General features: G+C 37.5%; 20 protein-coding genes. 5 read left to right on the top strand and 15 right to left on the bottom strand.

Annotated features, from left to right (window positions below):
• The 3 genes from COX77_03570 to COX77_03580 form a co-directional block, all read left to right on the top strand.
• Positions 1-3,401 (top strand): DNA polymerase III subunit alpha (locus COX77_03570; GenBank protein PIZ98715.1); only part of this gene is annotated, 3,401 nt, incomplete at its 5' end.
• A gap of 52 nt (positions 3,402-3,453) precedes the next feature.
• Positions 3,454-4,911 carry a hypothetical protein gene (locus COX77_03575; GenBank protein ID PIZ98716.1) on the top strand — a complete coding sequence of 486 codons (1,458 nt, stop codon included), beginning with the start codon at positions 3,454-3,456 and terminating at the stop codon, positions 4,909-4,911.
• A gap of 252 nt (positions 4,912-5,163) precedes the next feature.
• Positions 5,164-7,005: a threonine--tRNA ligase gene (locus COX77_03580; protein PIZ98717.1), complete on the top strand. Its 1,842-nt coding sequence runs from the start codon at positions 5,164-5,166 to the stop codon at positions 7,003-7,005.
• 45 nt (positions 7,006-7,050) lie between these two features.
• On the opposite strand, the gene COX77_03585 is transcribed toward COX77_03580, so the two are convergent.
• Both COX77_03585 and COX77_03590 read right to left on the bottom strand, forming a co-directional pair.
• Complete coding sequence (locus COX77_03585; GenBank protein ID PIZ98718.1) at positions 7,051-7,551, bottom strand: hypothetical protein; 501 nt, start codon at positions 7,549-7,551, stop codon at positions 7,051-7,053.
• Between the two features lie 23 nt (positions 7,552-7,574).
• Positions 7,575-8,057 (bottom strand): hypothetical protein, encoded by a 483-nt coding sequence (locus tag COX77_03590; GenBank protein PIZ98719.1) that lies wholly within the window; start codon positions 8,055-8,057, stop codon positions 7,575-7,577.
• A gap of 108 nt (positions 8,058-8,165) precedes the next feature.
• Between COX77_03590 and miaB the strand changes: the two genes are divergently transcribed.
• Positions 8,166-9,470 (top strand): tRNA (N6-isopentenyl adenosine(37)-C2)-methylthiotransferase MiaB, encoded by a 1,305-nt coding sequence (gene miaB / locus COX77_03595; GenBank protein ID PIZ98720.1) that lies wholly within the window; start codon positions 8,166-8,168, stop codon positions 9,468-9,470.
• Positions 9,471-9,489: 19 nt separating this feature from the next.
• Here the strand turns inward: miaB and COX77_03600 are convergent, their stop codons facing one another.
• Positions 9,490-9,966: a hypothetical protein gene (locus COX77_03600; GenBank protein PIZ98721.1), complete on the bottom strand. Its 477-nt coding sequence runs from the start codon at positions 9,964-9,966 to the stop codon at positions 9,490-9,492.
• A 60-nt stretch (positions 9,967-10,026) separates the two neighbouring features.
• Between COX77_03600 and COX77_03605 the strand changes: the two genes are divergently transcribed.
• Positions 10,027-10,875, top strand: a complete 849-nt coding sequence (locus COX77_03605) for a tRNA (adenosine(37)-N6)-dimethylallyltransferase MiaA (protein ID PIZ98722.1) — start codon at positions 10,027-10,029, stop codon at positions 10,873-10,875.
• Positions 10,876-10,914: 39 nt separating this feature from the next.
• On the opposite strand, the gene tmk is transcribed toward COX77_03605, so the two are convergent.
• The 12 genes from tmk to COX77_03665 all read right to left on the bottom strand — a co-directional run.
• Positions 10,915-11,520, bottom strand: a complete 606-nt coding sequence (tmk, locus tag COX77_03610) for a dTMP kinase (GenBank protein ID PIZ98723.1) — start codon at positions 11,518-11,520, stop codon at positions 10,915-10,917.
• Positions 11,521-11,546: 26 nt separating this feature from the next.
• Positions 11,547-13,049, bottom strand: a complete 1,503-nt coding sequence (locus COX77_03615; protein ID PIZ98724.1) for an Asp-tRNA(Asn)/Glu-tRNA(Gln) amidotransferase subunit GatB — start codon at positions 13,047-13,049, stop codon at positions 11,547-11,549.
• 75 nt (positions 13,050-13,124) lie between these two features.
• A complete protein-coding gene (locus COX77_03620) occupies positions 13,125-13,397 on the bottom strand; it encodes a hypothetical protein (protein PIZ98725.1) in 273 nt (90 codons plus the stop codon).
• Positions 13,398-13,612: 215 nt separating this feature from the next.
• Complete coding sequence (locus tag COX77_03625; protein ID PIZ98726.1) at positions 13,613-14,098, bottom strand: diacylglycerol kinase; 486 nt, start codon at positions 14,096-14,098, stop codon at positions 13,613-13,615.
• 1 nt (position 14,099) lies between these two features.
• Positions 14,100-15,029: a thymidylate synthase gene (thyA, locus tag COX77_03630; protein ID PIZ98727.1), complete on the bottom strand. Its 930-nt coding sequence runs from the start codon at positions 15,027-15,029 to the stop codon at positions 14,100-14,102.
• 14 nt (positions 15,030-15,043) lie between these two features.
• A complete protein-coding gene (locus tag COX77_03635) occupies positions 15,044-15,469 on the bottom strand; it encodes a dUTP diphosphatase (protein PIZ98728.1) in 426 nt (141 codons plus the stop codon).
• On the bottom strand, positions 15,450-16,055 hold the full coding sequence (locus COX77_03640; protein ID PIZ98729.1) for a dephospho-CoA kinase: 606 nt from the start codon (positions 16,053-16,055) through the stop codon (positions 15,450-15,452). The genes COX77_03635 and COX77_03640 overlap by 20 nt, the downstream gene beginning before the upstream one ends.
• Positions 16,033-16,530: a cell division protein DedD gene (locus tag COX77_03645; GenBank protein ID PIZ98730.1), complete on the bottom strand. Its 498-nt coding sequence runs from the start codon at positions 16,528-16,530 to the stop codon at positions 16,033-16,035. Before COX77_03645 ends, COX77_03640 begins: the two co-directional genes overlap by 23 nt.
• 141 nt (positions 16,531-16,671) lie before the next feature.
• Positions 16,672-17,349: a 50S ribosomal protein L1 gene (rplA, locus tag COX77_03650; GenBank protein PIZ98731.1), complete on the bottom strand. Its 678-nt coding sequence runs from the start codon at positions 17,347-17,349 to the stop codon at positions 16,672-16,674.
• A gap of 76 nt (positions 17,350-17,425) precedes the next feature.
• Positions 17,426-17,878, bottom strand: coding sequence for a hypothetical protein (locus tag COX77_03655; GenBank protein ID PIZ98732.1), 453 nt, complete (start codon positions 17,876-17,878; stop codon positions 17,426-17,428).
• A gap of 10 nt (positions 17,879-17,888) precedes the next feature.
• On the bottom strand, positions 17,889-18,314 hold the full coding sequence (rplK, locus tag COX77_03660) for a 50S ribosomal protein L11 (GenBank protein ID PIZ98733.1): 426 nt from the start codon (positions 18,312-18,314) through the stop codon (positions 17,889-17,891).
• A 77-nt stretch (positions 18,315-18,391) separates the two neighbouring features.
• The coding region (locus COX77_03665) for a transcription termination/antitermination protein NusG (protein PIZ98734.1) at positions 18,392-18,589 on the bottom strand (198 nt) is incomplete at its 5' end.

Here is an 18,589-nt window from a genome sequence, read left to right on the forward strand (position 1 = left end):
ACCTTCATACTCATAGTCACTACTCGTTACTGGACGGTCTAGCTAAAATTCCGGATCTGGTCAAAAAAGCGACACAATATCAAATGCCAGCACTGGCTATTACCGACCATGGCGTTATGTATGGTGCTGTGGAATTTTATCAAAAAGCCCTGGCCGCTGGTATCAAACCGATTATTGGCGTTGAGGCTTATGTCGCGCCTCATGGACATACCCAAAAAAGACCCAAAGTAGATGAGCGACCATATCATTTAATTTTATTAGCTCGCAATAATGAGGGATATAAAAATTTATTAAAATTAGTTTCCATTGCTCATCTTGATGGCTACTATTATAAACCGCGTATTGACTCACAACTATTAGAACAGCATTGCCAAGGTCTTATTGCATTAACCGCTTGTTTGCAAGGAGAAATACCACGCACCCTACAAGCTGGTCGTTACCAACAGGCAAAGGATTTGGCTCAAAAATATCAAGCTCTTTTTGGTCCTGATCACTTTTATTTAGAACTGCAAGACCATCCCAATCTCGAACAGCAACCAAAAGTTAATCAACAACTGATTGAATTGGGACGTGAACTAAGCATTCCACTGGTAGCAACTAATGATATCCACTATTTGGAGGCGGCAGATAATCTACCACATGATATTCTGATTTGCTTACAGACCAAGAGAAAAATGTCTGATACTAGCCGCATGTCTTACCTTAATGAGGATTACTCTTTTCGGTCACCAGAGAAAATGAAAGCCAGCTTTGCTCACGTACCAGAAGCTATTACCAATACCCTCCGCATCGCTGAAATGTGCAACGTGGAATTAGATTTCAAAACAACACACTTACCATTCTATGAACTACCCACCAGTATTACTGCTGAAGATTATTTAAAAGATTTATGCCTCCGCGGTTTAGAAAAAAAATATGGTGAAAATATTACGACCGAAATCCAAGACCGCTTAGATTACGAACTATCTATTATCAATAAGACTGGTTTTGCTTCCTATTTTTTGATTGTTCAAGACTTTATTAATTGGGCAAAAAATAATGGCGTGGTCGTGGGACCAGGGCGCGGTAGCGCGGCGGGTAGTATTGTTTCTTACCTAACTGGCATTACCAATTTGGATCCCCTTAAATACAATCTACTATTTGAGCGATTTCTCAATCCTGAAAGAATATCCATGCCAGATATTGATACCGATTTTTCTGATGCTCGCCGTGACGATGTTATCCGCTATGTCGCCAATAAATACGGCCATGATCATGTGGCACAAATTATCACCTTCGGCACGATGGCCGCCCGTGTCGCTATTCGTGACGTAGGTCGCGTCCTTGGGTACAGCTATGGCTATTGTGATCGTATTGCTAAACTAATTCCCATGTTCACTGATCTGGAAACTGCTATCACTACCATACCGGAACTTAAAGAGATGTATAGTCATGACCCCGAAGCTAAAAAATTGATCGATCTAGCAAAAAGAATGGAGGGCGTATCACGCCACACCTCCACCCACGCTTGTGGTGTTTTGATCACCAAAAGCACTCTCAGCGACTATGTTCCCTTGCAATACGCTAGTTCTTCTGATCAAACTATCGTTTCCCAATATTCCCTCCATCCGATTGAAGATTTGGGACTATTAAAAATGGATTTTCTCGGCCTGAGAAATCTGACGTTGATTGAAACCACGATTGAAATTATCCATAAAACTATCGACGTTCTCCTCGACATTGATCAAATACCACTGACGGATAAAAAAACTTTTCGACTCTTTCAAAAAGGAGAAACGACTGGAGTCTTTCAATTTGAATCGGCGGGAATGAAAAGATATTTGAAACAGCTTAAGCCAACCGAGCTAGAAGATATTATTGCCATGGTGGCACTTTATCGTCCCGGACCAATGGAGCTAATTCCCAATTATATTGACTCAAAAAAAGGTAAACATAAACCATTTTATTTACACCCAAAACTAGAACCGATTCTGCAAAAAACTCATGGTATAGTTATCTACCAGGAACAAATTATGGAATTAGCTCGAGAGTTAGCGGGCTTTACCTATGGTGAAGCTGATGTCCTACGTAAGGCCGTTGGTAAAAAAATTAAGGAACTCCTAGAAAAACAAGAACGAAAAATGATTGATGGTATGATTAGTAATGGTATCAATCAAAGCATTGCCCAAAAAATTTGGGAATTTATTTTACCTTTTGCCCGCTATGGCTTTAATCGTTCACATGCTGCTTGCTATGCTTTGATTGCTTATCAAACCGCTTACCTAAAGGCAAATTACCCAGCGCAGTTCATGGCTGCTTTACTAACTTCGGATTTAAACAATACGGATAAGATAGCTATGGAAATTGCCGAGTGTGAAAAAATGGGAATTAGAGTATTGCCACCAGATATCAATCAGAGTTATCGTATTTTTACAGTAGTCAAGGAGCAGCTGGACAAAAACGAACCAGTTATCCGCTTTGGCCTAGCAGCCATCAAGAACGTCGGTCATAATATTGCTTCCGCTATCATTAGTGAACGCCGCGCTAAACAAGAATACAGCAATCTGACAGATTTTCTTTTGCGTTTACAAAACAAAGATTTAAATAAAAAATCATTAGAGAGCTTGATTAAGGCCGGCGCCTTTGACTGCTTTGACGATCGCGATAGATTAATTACGAATTTAGATAAACTACTGGCTTTTAACAAAAAAAACGTCGAAAAGAAAAATCAAAACTCTCTTTTTGCCGACGCACCAATTCTGGCAGCGCCTAAATTAACACTGCTAGATACAACGCCAACCACTCGCCAGCAAAGACTGGCTTGGGAAAAAGAATTTCTTGGCATTTACTTGTCCGATCACCCACTCAACGACTATAAAGAATATTTAGACCAAGAGGTAATGACCATTCATGATGTTTTACAACTGAACAACAACAAACACACTTGTTGCGCTGGAGTCATCACTAAAATCAACAAAATTATTACCACTGCTGGTAAACCAATGCTTTTTGCTCTCCTGGAAGATCCGACTAGTAGTGTTGAGGTGATAGTCTTTACTGATCAATTGGCTAAATCGCTCGGCATTTGGGAGGAAGAGAGAATTGTTTGGCTAAAAGGGCGTATTTCAACTAAGGATGGTGTGAATAAAATTATTTGTGAAGAAGTTGAACTTTTACAAAATAGAAAAAATAACAATACTGTTAAATCGCTAACATTAAAACTACCAGCTCAATTAAAAAAAGAAAGTATTACCCAGCTCAAAGAGCTGCTATCATCTCACCCAGGTACGGTGCCCGTATTAATCCAAATTGCGGATAATGCCAAGGCTAATTCATCGTCCTATAAGATAAAAATAGATCAGGCATTACTTGTTCTCTTAGAAAAAATCGTTGGCGCTAATAATATTTTACTAGACAAATAATTAAAATAATAGTATATTTAGATTATTATAATTTCCTTATTATCAACAAAATATGGCAACTAAAAGAAATAAAAACACCAACCTTAGTGAGGACTTTGTCAGCGATACAATAATCGATGACGACATCAGCTCTAATGTTGAAAAAACAAAATCAGTAACAAGTAAAGAGAAAAAAAAGACTAAAGCTAAGCCAGTAACAGCAAAAAAAACAGCAACAGTGATCGCGTCATCCGATAACGCAGAGCAGCAGAATCAGTTTGTTTCCTCAGCCTTAGCGAGTAATAGTACCTCTTTTTTTCAACCTAAACAAAAAACTAAAAAAACACCAGATCAGCCCGCAACTGTGGAAAAGGTTAAAGTTGGTGTACAGGATTTAAATAATCAAAATATTTCCCATTTTTATAAAAAATTTATCGTGGTAATTATTGTTGTCGCTGTTATCTTAGCTGGATTAATTGTTAATTATACTTTAGCGAAAGCGGTTATATCAATCACGCCCAAATATACTGAACATGCGATTTCTTTTACGGCCCAAATCGTATCACCCGACTACCCCAAACTAAATGAACAGCCCGATCTTTTGATTGGGCGCAAATTAATCACTGAAGTCAGTCAAAAAGAAAACTTTACCGCCACGGCTAATGAGAGTCAAAAAAGTAAAAAAGCTACTGGCCAAGTTACTATTTATAACAAATCCAATAAGGACCAAGCATTGGTAGCCACTACGCGACTAACATCGCCAGATAATAAACTGTTTCGTTTAGTCAGCACCGTGAATGTACCAGCTAATGGCGAAGTACAAGTAGTGGTAGAAGCTGACCAAGAAGGAGATGAATATTTAATCGAGCCAACGCGCTTTATTATTCCGGGATTATGGGAGGGATTACGAGAAAAAATATATGGTGAAAGCTCAGAGAAAATGAGTTTTCAACAAATTACCAGTGGCCTTGTCACCCAAGAAAATATTGATCAGGCAATTACTTCTTTGACAGAGACTCTAAAAAAACAAGCACTAGCGAAGTTTAATCTGGAAAAAATTGATAATGAAAAAATTAATCCCGATGCTCTCATTGCTACCGAAAAGAAAAGAGAGTTGTCGGCGCAAGTTGGCGATCAAGTAAATAATTTTGATTTAACGCTAACTCTGGAATTTGTACTCATTACTTATGATGAGCAAAAGTTATTAAGCAAAATTCAAAATGATATCGATATCGTTTCTCAACAAAACAATGGTTTAGTAAAACACTCCTCCAACGATATCACGCTCAGCATCAAAGAATTGGCTGGCGAAGATAAACAAATAATTGGCGTTATTACTGGTAAATATAAAATTCAGCTGGCTAGTCCCGACGTTGACCTAAATCAATTAAAGGGAAAGAAGCTTGCTGATGCACAAACATATTTGGGTAGTTTGCAAAGTATTGAAAAATTCGAGATAAAATTACTACCTTTCTGGTTAAGAACTATACCTAAACTTGACAACCATATTCAAATTATAGTAAATAAATAGTAGGGGTTCTTTTATTCAATATCCATAAATCGGAGTGATTGCTCTGCTTACCAAGCAAAGAGTATTAGTCGATAATACTTAAACGTCTAGCGTTTACTAAACTCCGCCAACTAAGAGTCCGGCTAAAAAGTCGGGAAAAATGGGTGGAACCGCGGAAAGAAAACTTTTCGTCCCAATTGTAGCTACTTTTTTGTAGTTATCTTGAGGAGGAAAAGTTTTTTTTATTTGGTTAATTTACTAAACATACACTATATGTTCAACAAACAAGAATCTTTGGAAATCATGCGTCACTCTGGCGCCCACATTTTAGCCGCTGCCGTTCTTAGGCTGTACCCTGAAGCTAAATTTGGTATTGGTCCAGTCATAGAAAACGGTTTCTACTACGACCTAGATCTCGGTAATATTAGCATTACCCCTTTTGATTTATTAAAAATAGAAAAAGAGATGGGTAGAATTGTCAAAGCGAATCTGCCAATGGAAAAGAAAGAGTTATCCCTAGCCGACGCCATTCAATTATTCATCAACACTAATCAAATCTACAAAGTAGAACTACTCAACGATCTACTAAGTAAGGGTAGTACGAGACTCGATGAATCCTTAGCGAGTTTTTCGCCAGAACAGCCAGTTACTATCTATCAGACTGGTGATTTTATTGATCTCTGTCGGGGGCCACACATTAAGTCTACCAAGGAAATGGGTGCCTTTAAACTCACCAGCATCGCTGGTGCTTACTGGCGCGGTGACGAGAAAAACAAAATGTTGACCAGAATTTATGGGCTTTGCTTTGCTAATCAAAAAGAGTTAGAAGCGCATTTAAACATGCTAGAAGAAGCTAAGAAACGAGACCATCGAAAACTAGGAAAAGAGCTGGATCTTTTTCATTTGGACGATCTGGTCGGTTTGGGTTTGCCACTGTGGCATCCCAAAGGTGCTTTACTATGGCGTAAAATTGAAGAGTTCTGGTATCACGAGCATTTAAGCAAGGGTTACCAACTTGTCCGTACGCCACATATTGGCAATCGACAACTCTGGGAAACTTCGGGGCATTGGGGTTTTTATAACAAATCAATGTATCCACCATTGGAAGCTGGTTTGTCGCTAGAAGAAGTACAGCAAGAAAAAAAATCGGAAAACAAAGAAGAGTATTTACTAAAACCAATGAACTGCCCATTTCATGTACAGATTTATAAAAATGATTTGCGCTCTTATCGGGAATTACCGTTGCGTTGGGCGGAGTGTGGCACTGTTTATCGCTACGAAAAAAAAGGTGAGCTATCCGGTTTAACGCGTGTTCGTGGTTTTACTCAAGACGATGCCCATATAATTTGTCGCGAAGACCAAGTAGCCGACGAGCTAAAAAGAGTGATTGACTTCATTTTGTATATTTACGAACAATTTGGTTTTGCTAAAGAATCGGTAAAAGTTTACTTATCCCTACGTGATCCAGGAAACAAAGAAAAATATGCTGGCGCTGACGAAGGCTGGGAATTCACCGAAAAAATACTCAAACAAGTTGCTCAAGAAAAAAATCTCAACTTTATTGAAGAACTTGGTGAAGCGGCATTCTATGGACCAAAACTAGATTTCAAAATAGCCGATTGTTTGGGTCGTCTCTGGCAATGCTCTACTCTCCAATTTGATTTTAATTTACCAGCAAGATTTGATATGAGTTTTATTAATGCGCAAGGTGAAAAAGAAAAACCTTACATGCTCCATCGCGCACTATTTGGCTCCTTTGAACGCTTTATTGGTTTATTGATTGAAAACTACGCTGGTGCTTTTCCCTTGTGGCTCGCACCGGTACAAATTATTTTGTTACCAGTTGGTGAAAGTCATAAACAATATTGTCAACAATTAGCTCAGGAATTGAGCAGCTATGATTTTCAAGTGGAGGTCGATGATGCTAATGAAACGATTGGTAATAAAATTCGTAAAGCTACTAGCCAAAAAATTCCTTACCAACTGGTAATTGGCGACAAAGAGCTAGCATCAGATCAACTAAGTGTTCGTTGGCGCGGACAACAAGATCTGTTATTAATTGATAAAAAAAGTTTTATCCAACGTCTACAACAAGAAATTAAAGATCGGAAATAAAAAAACAATAGAAAAACCGCTGTTATTTTAACAACGGTTTTTTTATTAAATAAGCTTAATGCCTTGTTTACTAAGTTCTGTTTTCTTAGTAATAAAGTCTATGCGTAATGGTAATTGTTTCACAATCATATCACGATAACTGTAATCAATGGCATAAAATCTTGTTTTGGTCGGACCAACCAGCAAAGCTACTCTTCCCCGTATCACCAAAGAACACAATTTAACGTCCTGGTAATTACTAGCTGCGGTAGAAAAAGCCACCTGATAATAATCGTTAGGATCAACGGTTGCCACGACTACTACTTTTTGCCAACCAAAATTGGTTTGCCAAAAATTTTGCCACCAATTACCACGGTCTTTTACCGTTGGATCTGGCAAAACACTAATATAAGCATAATCACTATCGAGAAAGGTAGAGTTTTGTTTGTGCCAGTGCCAGAAGTGTGATCTTTTCAGGGAAACTGGTTCCCAGAAAATCTTCATTAATAAACCAAGCGTCCAATCCCAAAGAGAAAAATTACTCCAAAATAATACTGTTTTTTGCAAAGCGGAACTCCTTTTTTTATTTATTAAAATACAATCTTTTCAATCAAATGATAACCTTGCCAAAGAATTAATAATTGAACCAGAGCAATCCCGATATTCGCTGGGGTCTTAATGGTATATCGAGTGTCGCGTTGTTTGATGACGATCAATGAAAGTAAATTAGCGACAATAAAAGTACTAGAAAAAATCAAAAACATATTATCAACATCGAGAACACTAACTCTCAGCATGGGGAAAAAAATGATGGCGGCAGTATAAACTACAAATCCAAAGAGCATGCTAAAAAAAATATAAAATTCTCTAAATGACAATACAATATATGCGGCAATAACAATGGCTAGCATAAGTGAAAGTTCTAACCTTATCGATAATGAAAATTGAACCGGTTGTATAACCAAATCATCATAACGTACCATTATGGCTAAGATCATAAAACTAAAAAGCAAAATTACTACCTGCAACAATCTTGCCATGATCACGTTTTTCAAAGCAATACTTAACGACATACTATCTCCAATCTATTAATTTGTTAAAGAATATATAATTGATAATCTACTGTAGCATTAAATGATACCATTGTCAATATTAAACTTTGATGGTATTCTATAGCAACTATGCCTAAAAAAAATAAATCCATCAAATATTATTTAATGGTACTTGGTTGCCAGATGAATGAAGCAGATGCTCAAAGAGTCAGTACGGTGCTAGAAAAAAACAACTGTATCTTAACCATGAACGAGCCAGATGCTGATTTGATAGCAGTTGTTGCTTGCAGTGTTCGTCAATCAGCCATTGATCGCGTTTATGGCAAAATACGTATTTGGCAAAAAATAAAAAAGAAAAAAGAACTAATTACTGTATTGACTGGTTGTGTTTTGCCAAGCGATCGGAAAAAACTGTCTCCTTTTTTTGATTATGTTCTTGATATTACCGCTATCAGCCAATTACCCCAGCTGTTATGGCAAAAACCTATTGACCGTCAAGGTGCCAACGAGTATCTGGAGATTGAACCATTACTATCCTCTGATTTTCAAGTATATATACCAATTATGACCGGCTGTAATAATTTCTGTACCTACTGTGCTGTACCGCATACTCGTGGTCGAGAAAAATCCCGAGCCAGTAAACAAATTATTCAAGAAATAAAAAAATATATTCAACAAGGATATAAAGAAATAACACTACTTGGTCAGAATGTTAATAGTTATGGCTTAGACCAAAAGAAGGAATTAAATTTTGTTCAACTGCTCAAAAAAATTGATTTAATTACCGGTGATTTTTGGCTCCGATTCATGACTTCCCATCCTAAGGATTTATCACCAGAATTAATTCATTTTATCGGTCACAGCAAACATCTTTGTCCTAATTTGCATTTACCAATCCAATCCGGTGATGACCAGGTGCTAAAAAAAATGAATCGCCAATATACCGTTAAAAAATACTTAAGTTTAATTAAGAAAGTACGTCAAAGTAATCCGAATCTTAGTGTTTCCACTGATACAATTGTCGGCTTTCCGGGGGAAACAAAAAAACAGTTTCAAAACACTGTTAAAACCTATCGCCAAGCAAAATTTGATATGGCCTATATTGCTCGTTATTCTCCTCGCCCGGGTACTGTTGCTGCTCTGTGGGCAGATGATGTGACTAAACAGGAAAAGCGCTCACGGGAATTGCGACTCAGTAATGTTGTTGAAAAGGCGGGTTTAAAATTCAATCAAAGATTTATTGGTCAACAGGTAAAAACTCTAATCAAAAATTGTAAAAAAATTGACTCCCATCAATATAAATTAATTGGTAAATCAGCTCATGACAAAACGGTAAAAACCATCGGTCCGAAAAAACTAGTCGGTCAATTTGTTGATATTCAAATTGTAGAAGCAACACCTTTTGGTCTAAGTGGAAAACTAAAAGCTGTCTAATTATCAGACAGCTTTAATGTTAAATTTGGCGCAAGGCCCAATACTCCAAGATTACTCTGATCAAACATCCTGCGTAAAGCCACAAGCGACCAAAACGCAATTTAGCTCGAGAGTTTACATAAGCTAAAGTACCGATCTTACCCAAATTAATAATGGTGGTTGAGAGCATTAAACCCAAATACTCTAAATCAATAATGAGTTTAGACCAACGACTTGGTGTATTGCGTGAATCGCGATCATCTGATTTAAAAAATATTTCTAACTTAGGCAATATTCTCTGTTGCCACCAGTGAGTATAGCGAATATTTTCAAAAAAGTAGATCTCACCCTCAATCACCAACCACAGATACGAGATAGCCGCAATATTCCAATAAGATATAATACTGCCCTGCCGTACGGCCATTAGAATCAATCCTTCAAATAAAGGCATGATAATGCTGGAAGTAATAACTAACAGCCACCAAATTGTACTTACTTTATTACGAAAAACATTCACTTTAATTCTCCTTGATAATGTACGTTTGCGTTTATCTGCATTTTACTATAGAACTAAGATATGTCAACAAAACCTAAAATTATCGTCATCGTCGGCCCAACGGCTAGTGGTAAAACATCACTGGCTATTGGCACTGCCCGGCGCTATCATGGTCAGATTATCAGTGCCGATTCCAGGCAAATCTATCGTGGTATGACCATTGGTACTGCTCAACCAACTAAAGAACAACGACAACAAGTTAAGCATCATCTAATTGGCTGTATCAATCCAAATCAACCTTTTAGCTTGGCTAATTTTATCCAACTGACCAATAAGAAAATTACCTACTTATTTCATAAAAATATTACGCCAATTATTGTTGGCGGTACTGGTTTATATGTTTCAGCGCTTATTGATAATTACCAATTACCCAAAGGAGAAATTGATTTAGCATTAAGAAAAAAGCTAGAACAAAAAACTCCGCAACAATTAATAGCTTTATTAAGAAAAAAAGACCCACAGACTGCACAAATAATTGATCAAAATAATAAACGTCGACTAGTGCGAGCGCTGGAATATGTTTTGACTAACAAAAAATCATTTACCGCTAACCAACAAAAAAATACCAGTAATTATCAATACCAAATTATTGGTCTTAATCCCGGTAAAGAAAAGCTGGAACAAAATATTCGTCAGAGAACCAAAGAAATGATTAAACAAGGTTTAGTGGCTGAAACCAGAGAACTGTTAAAAAAATATAGCTCATCTTTGCCGGCCTTACAAACTATTGGTTATCAGGAAATCATTCAATACCTCGATGGCAAAATATCCTTAACTCAAGCTGAGGAGCTAATCAACATCCATACTCGTCAATATGCCAAACGGCAAATGACTTGGTTTAAGAGAGACCAAAGAATTAAATGGCAGTAAAAAAATAGCTCAGTTTTAATTGTACTGAGCTAAATTAATTTATACTATTTTTTTACTGGCGATCTCCCAAATGTCGCTCCAGACCTTTTCTCTGCTTTGCTCACCATTAATAACCACAATATTGGGCCAATCAAATAAAATCTGATCATAAGCTGCAGCAATCTTGCTTAGTTTCTCCTCTTTCTCAAAATAATGGGCTTCTCCGCTTTCTAGAGTTAATCGACGAATAGCTTCGCTAGCCGATATTTTGATAAAAAAAGTAATATCGGGAATAGGAAAATTGATTTGCAGTTGTTTTAAAAGTTGATAATCAACGCCAAAGGCCACGCCATACGCTAAGGTAGAAAAAAGATAGCGAACTTCAATTAATGATTTGCCACTACTTAATGTTGGTGCGATCAAATTACTGACATGCTCAGCACGATCTGTAATATATAAAAACTGCATTTCCTGTGGTACTGGTGCTGCTTCTTGATGCTGTAAGATACGCCAGATGCGCTGACCAGCCTCGCTGTCCTTAGTTGGTTCACTACTAAATTCAACTGAGCGACCCAACTCAATCATTTTTTCATATAACAAATCAGCTTGCGTGTCTTTACCGCACTTATCAATACCCTCAAAATTTATGAAATGTGGTTGATGCATAATTACTCCTATTTTTTAATGATCTATTATTCGATGTTTAATTTAGCTTTAAATAATCTGGCTAGTATCTGGGGATCAGCACGGCCCTTCGTTTCCTTCATGGCTAAACCAATAAAATATTGTAATAACGAGGACTTTCCAGTACGATAATCATTAGCTTGTTCCGGATTATTAATAATAATTTGATTGATTATAGTACTCAGCTCATCATTACCAGAAATCATGCTTAAATTCTTTTCCTCCAAGACGTGCTCGGGATCGGCTCCGGAAAAATACATTTCCTGCAAAATTATCTGGGCCGCACTGCTATTTATTTTATTTAGATAAACCAAAGTAATAAACTCCGCCATATTTTCCGGTGTAATTTTAATTTGTCCAATCTCTTCCTTGGCTTCCTTCATTAACTTGAATAACTCCGTAGTAATCCAGCCAAAAGCCGTACGGGCCAATTTTAATTTATTTTTTGCCAATTTTGCGGCACCATCCTCGTCATCAATCATCTCGGTATTTAACCAGTCTTGTAATTCACTCATTACTTTCTCAAAATAATCAGCAACTAAATAATCTTCGACCAATACTTCAACATCAGCACCAACTAATTCAAATTCTTTTTTGAACCTTGCTCTTTTCTCGGCTGGTAACTCTACTAGTTGGTGACGTATTTGTTCCAAATAACCCGAAGAAATATGTAATGGTGGTAAATCTGGTTCGGGAAAAAAACGGTAATCATTGGACTCTTCTTTCAGACGTTGCTCGTAGGTTGTTCCCGTTTGCGCATCCCAACCGCGAGTGGACTGTTGACTTGGTGGTTCATCGGAAAGCCATAACTGTTTTTGTCTTGCCACTTCAAAAATCAAAGCTTTTTCTACAAAACGAAAACTATTAATATTCTTTATTTCTGTTTTCGGCCAATATTTCTGTTCACCGATGGGACGTAAAGAAATATTAGCATCACAGCGTAAATGACCTTTTTCCATATCAGCATCAGAGACACCTAAATAACGAGCCAGCAAACGCAACTCTTGCATATAAGCTTTCGCTTCTTGAGGTGAGGTTAAGTCGGGACAACTAACAATCTCGATTAATGGTGTACCACCGCGATTATAGTCCACCAATGTTTTATCTGTGGAGTGAATATTCTTCGCTGCATCCTCTTCTAAATGCAATCTCTCAATTTGAATTTTCTTTTGAAAATTACTACCGAAAATACTAAGAAAACCATTTTTACCTACTGGTTGGTCGAATTGGGAAATTTGATAACCTTTGGGCAGATCCGGATAAAAATAATTTTTACGATCAAATTTTAAATCAGCACCAATTTCCATATGCAAAGCCAAAGCCATCAAAATGGCATAATCCAAAGCTTGTTTATTCAAAACTGGCAGTGTACCGGGATGACCCAAACAAATTGGACAAATCGTTGTATTGGGTAGCTGATTTTCACCATCATTAGAACAGCTGCAAAATAGCTTGGATTTGGTCCGAAGTTGGATATGTGTTTCTAAACCGATAATTGTCTCTAATTCCATATAGATGGTATTTAATAGAGATATTTTAACACGGTTACTGATTAAAAAAAAGAGCGCTAATTTAGCGCTCTAAACTTAATAATATTTACCAGCTTTCAGCCGAACTTCACCATTATTCCACACTGCTTTATGCGGTTTTTTGTTAATAACCACCACCCGCACTTCTGTTAAAAATGATTTGAAATCATTTTCCGTAATCGGCACAGAGTGACCGCCGTTAAAATGATTTTTAACCATCTGCCGCAATAAACTCTTGCTAAAACCACTGATACTGCTTTCCTTAATCTGCGTAGAATAATGATCGGCGCAGATAATAATATCAGAAATACCATTGATACACGTTTCCATAATAACTCTCCTCTTGGTGTTGATAAATATATTTATTATTTTTGAAAGAACTTTGGTTAAAAAAACCGTCTAACTGAGAGACGGGTTGAGAGCGCTGAATGAACTATCAAAAACCCGTCAATCTCTTGACTTGTTAATAGTGACAATCAAATTAAACTTCCTGACACTCTTCATGATAATAGCATACCAATTGATAAAAATCGTGTCAAATTATTTTACTTTTCCAAAATTAAATAATTTAAGTGATACTGCCCATCAATGGCCTTTTCACTGCTTATAACTTTAGTAAATTGAGAATACTCAGGAAAATAAGTATCCGCCTCATAAGATCCATCCACTACCGTCAAATACAACCGATCAGCCAGATCAATTGTTTGCTGATAAACTGATCCGCCACCGATAATAAAGATCTCCTCACCTTCAACGCTCCTAGCATACTCAATGGCATTAGCTAGTGAATTAACAACTTTAACGCCTACTGGTTGAAAAGTAGGATCCAAAGATAAAACAATATTCTGACGATTTGGTAATGGCCGACCAATGGATTCAAAAGTTTTCTGACCCATAACAACAGCGTGACCAGCGGTAATTCTTTTAAAATGAGCCAAATCAACTGGCAAGTGCCAGAGTAGCCTATTGTCTTTACCAATAGCTCTGTCGGGCGCTATAGCGCAAATTATACTAATTCTTGGTTTATTCATATTAAACGGCAATTGGTGCTTTGATCGGTGGATAAGGATCGTAATTCTCCAAAGTAAAATCACTATACTGAAAAGAAAAAATATCCTTTACTACGGGATTTATTTTCATCGTGGGCAGTGGTCGCGGTTCTCTGGTTAATTGCTCCCGCACCTGATTCAAATGATTACGATAAATATGCACATCGCCAAAGGTATGAATAAATTCTCCTGCTTGCAAACCAGTAACTTGCGCCATCATCATCGTAAAAAGCGCATAAGAAGCAATATTGAATGGTACGCCGAGAAATACATCAGCGCTTCGCTGATATAATTGGCAAGATAATTTACCATTAATTACCATAAACTGAAACAAGGTGTGACAGGGCGGTGGAGCGTGATGATGATTACGAATTAAATACAAAATCTCACCAATATTCCAGCCATTAATAATCATCCGACGCGATGTGGGATCGGTTTTGATTAAATCAACTAACTCCTGCACTTGATCAATCTGTCCACCATTCTTGGTTTCCCAAGCTCGCCATTGCTTGCCATAAATAGGACCCAAATCGCCATACTCCTTAGCAAAGTCATTATCTATTTTTATTTGACTGATAAACTCTTCTAATTTTTCTTTCCAAACTTCACTATAACGAGGATATTTCTCTACCAGTTTATTTTTTTCTAAATAAATCTGATAAGACCATTCATTCCAAATTTTTACATCATTTTGCACTAAGTACTGAATATTGGTATCACCACGCAAAAACCACAAGAGTTCATAGATGATGGCTTTTAAATAGACTTTTTTTGTAGTCAGTAACGGAAAACCCTGATTTAAATCCACTCGCATTTGATAACCAAAAACGCTTCTCGTGCCAACTCCCGTACGATCATCTTTGTCGGTTCCTTGATCTAAAATAGTTTGTAACAAATCCAAATATTGCCGCATAAATATATAATTAATTATTTACCAGTATGACCATGACGGCCTTCGCCGCGCACTGATTCACTCAGCTCCGCTACTTCTTCTATTTCCGCAGTAGCGACGGGTTGAATCAATAGTTGCGCTATTTTATCGCCAGCTTTAAAACAATAAGGTTCTTTACTTAAGTTAAGCAAACAAATAATATATTCACCACGATAAGTATGCTCAAAAACACCGCCTAGTACTTTTAAACCAAATTTCTGTGACAAGCCGCTCTTATCCCAAACCAAAGAGCAATAACCCTCTGGATACTCTAGGGCAATGCCCGTATGAAAAGAATATCTTTCACCGGGGTTAATAGTAGCGTCTTCACAACTAAACAAGTCTAATCCGGCATCACCGGGTAAAGCATAACGCGGGATAATGGCTTCGGGCTTTAATTTTTTAATCTTGATTAATATCATTTATTTTTTGATAGATTACTGCTAACTGTTGATTTAACTCCGCCACTGTACCCTCGTTAATAATGGTAAAATCGGCCATGGCAATCGGACCGCCCTTTTCAATATTTTCAATCTCAGCAAAATCACGAGCTTGTGCTTGTTCTACCGTCGCCGAACGATAGATTAAATTAGGATCGTTTTGATAACGTTCAGCGCGATGAGCTAAACGCGCATATCTAGTTTGTGGCGCGGCATAAACCGCCACTACCAAAAACTGCTCTCCGTATTTCTCTCGTAAATATTTATACTCGGACCAACTATAAAGTCCGTCACCAATAACACTGCCACTCTTTAATAATTCATCAAATTTTAGACTATTTAAAATCGCATACGCAGCCGGACCGTGCTGACGACGATTCTCTTCGCGTATTGGTCGTTCATTCTCTTCTGTTGGTTCGAGCTTTCTTCTTTTGACTTCATCTAATGTAATCTGACCAAAACGTAAATATTGATAGTTTCTTTTTTTAAAAAAATCAGTAATCTCTGTTTTGCCCGATCCGGTCATACCAACAACGCACACTAATTTATTCATATTGTTGCACTTCATCAATTAAAACATCCAATTGAACGCCTGCTTCTTTTAACATCTGACGCGTATATTCGCCAGTTTGATATCGTCGCTGACAAACAACGCGGACAATGCCTGCGGCGATCAACATTCTAGCGCAAACCGGACAAGGCTCAAATTTAACATAGGCCGTAGCACCCTCAATCGCGAGTCCTAAACGTGCTGCTTGGACAATAGCGTTTTGTTCAGCGTGAATAGTGCGCACGCAATGATCGTGAAGTTCACCGTCATAATCCATTTCCGAAGTTGCTTTAATCATTAAATGGCCAACTTCATCACAATCCGAAAACTTGGGTGGGGCGCCGACATAACCAGTGGTCAAGATATGATTATTTTTAACAATTACACAACCAGCCCGACCGCGATTACAAGTCCCGCGTAAACCTACGACTTCCATAATTTTGATAAAATATTCATCCCAGCCAGGACGCTGATATTTTTCGCCTTGATCCATATAATAAAAAATTAAGTCTAAAACTCAAAAACAACTTAATATAAGTTTAGCTTAGAAAGCTGTGACTTGGCAACCCCAACTAAGATGAATCAAAAAAAGCACCCCATAAATGAGGTGCTTTGGTAACTAGAATAAGTAAATTTAAAAGGCCAGGGCAATGCTTGGTCCCATCGTGGAGGTTACATAGGCAGATTTAATAAAAGTGCCCTTCACGCCATCGGGCTTCATTTTTTTCACTTCATCAATAAAGGTTTTAACATTTTCTTCCAACTTTTCATCAGCAAAAGATAATTTACCAACACCACAGTGCAGACCACCACCGGCATCATTCTTAAAACTCACCAAACCTGTATTTAAATCAGTAACCACTCGTCTAATATCAGTGGTGATAGTACCGGACTTAGGATTCGGCATTAAGCCCTTTTGACCCAAAGTTTTAGCAATCACTGCCATCTTCGGCATCATGTCGGGCGTTGCTACTGCTACTTCAAAATCGATCTTACCACCTTTCTTGATCTGCTCAATTAATTCTTCACCACCGACTAAATAAGCTCCTGCTTCTTTAGCATCTTTAACCTTATCGGGACCAACAAAAGCAGCGACTTTTCTAGTTTTGCCAGTGCCATTGGGTAATTTAAGAGAACCGCGTACCTGCTGATCTGATTTTTTTACATCAATATTCAAATTGATGTGCAATTCCATAGAAGCGTCAAATTTCAACTGACCAGTTTCCTTCACTAATTTAACAGCTTCGGCGATGGAATATTTCTTAGTACTATCAATTTTACTGATAGCATTTTTAATTCTTTTTGAACTCATAAAAAATATCTTTCTGGTGGTAATAACCCACAACGTCCAACGGACTCCGTGGTCCCACTTCGTATTAATTAATCTATTAAACTTCTTTTTCTTCTTTTTCCTTACGATCTTTCTTGATCAAAGACCAATGGTACAAATAAAGCGGTAAGCCAATCAAGATCATAGAAATAGCGCTCGACGCCTGACTTTCTCGGCGTTGTCGCACATAATCAATCTTGGCCCGACCCTTTTCCGATGTCAACCAATTATTATAATCCTGCAACCAACTATCAATACTCTTAATCTGATCTGTGGTTAATTCACATTTATCGCCCTGCTTCTTTAAATCGGTAACTTGTGTTTTCGCTACATCATAACTATAAATAGGTGGTTGTACCGAGTAAGACATCTCATTGCTATCCGCGTTACGGAAAATATAAATCTTTAATCCTAAATCAATAAGTTGGCCGAGGCCAATAACCAAAACGGCTAAGCCTACCAAACTAAAAAGGTAAAGATAGATAGTACGAATTATTCCGTGTTTTTGCATATTTTTTTATTTAATTTTCAATTACAATACCCATTTGCTTAGCCGTACCTTCGATAATACGCATGGCGCCCTCAATATTTTTAGCATTAAGATCCACCATTTTGGTTTCGGCAATTTGTTTGATCTGTGCTCTAGTAACCTTGCCCACTTTTTCTTGAGCTGGTTTACCACTGCCCTTAGCAATTTTAGCAGCTTTCTTCAAAAGCTCGGCGGCTGGGGATGTTTTTAATTTAAAAATAAAAGAACGATCAGTATACACGGTAATCTCTACCGGAATAATGTCGCCCATCTTATCTTTAGTCGCTTCGTTGAACCGCGTACAAAAATCCTGAATAGCGACACCCTGCTGACCCAATGCTGGTCCGACTGGTGGTGCGGGGTTTGCCTTACCGCCAGGAATCTGTAACTTTAATATTGTTTTAATTTCCTTAGCCATATATTTAAGAATAATTGATAATTAATTTTTTTACTGGCTGATCAATGACGATCAGAGAAGCGATCCAGTATTTTATGTTAAATTTTTTTAACTTGTAAAAAATCTAATTCCACCGGCGTTTCCCGACCAAACATGGTGACCAAAACTTTAACTTTTCCCCGAGCCTCATCCACATCAGAAACCTTACCCTCATAATCTTTGAAAGGTCCATCCACGATTTTAACTGGGCTACCCTGAGAAATATCCATCTTGAATTTTGGTTCTTCGATACCCAT

It is taken from the genome of Candidatus Komeilibacteria bacterium CG_4_10_14_0_2_um_filter_37_10, assembly GCA_002793075.1.
In the GTDB taxonomy this organism is placed as follows: domain Bacteria; phylum Patescibacteriota; class Patescibacteriia; order UBA1558; family UBA1558; genus UM-FILTER-37-10.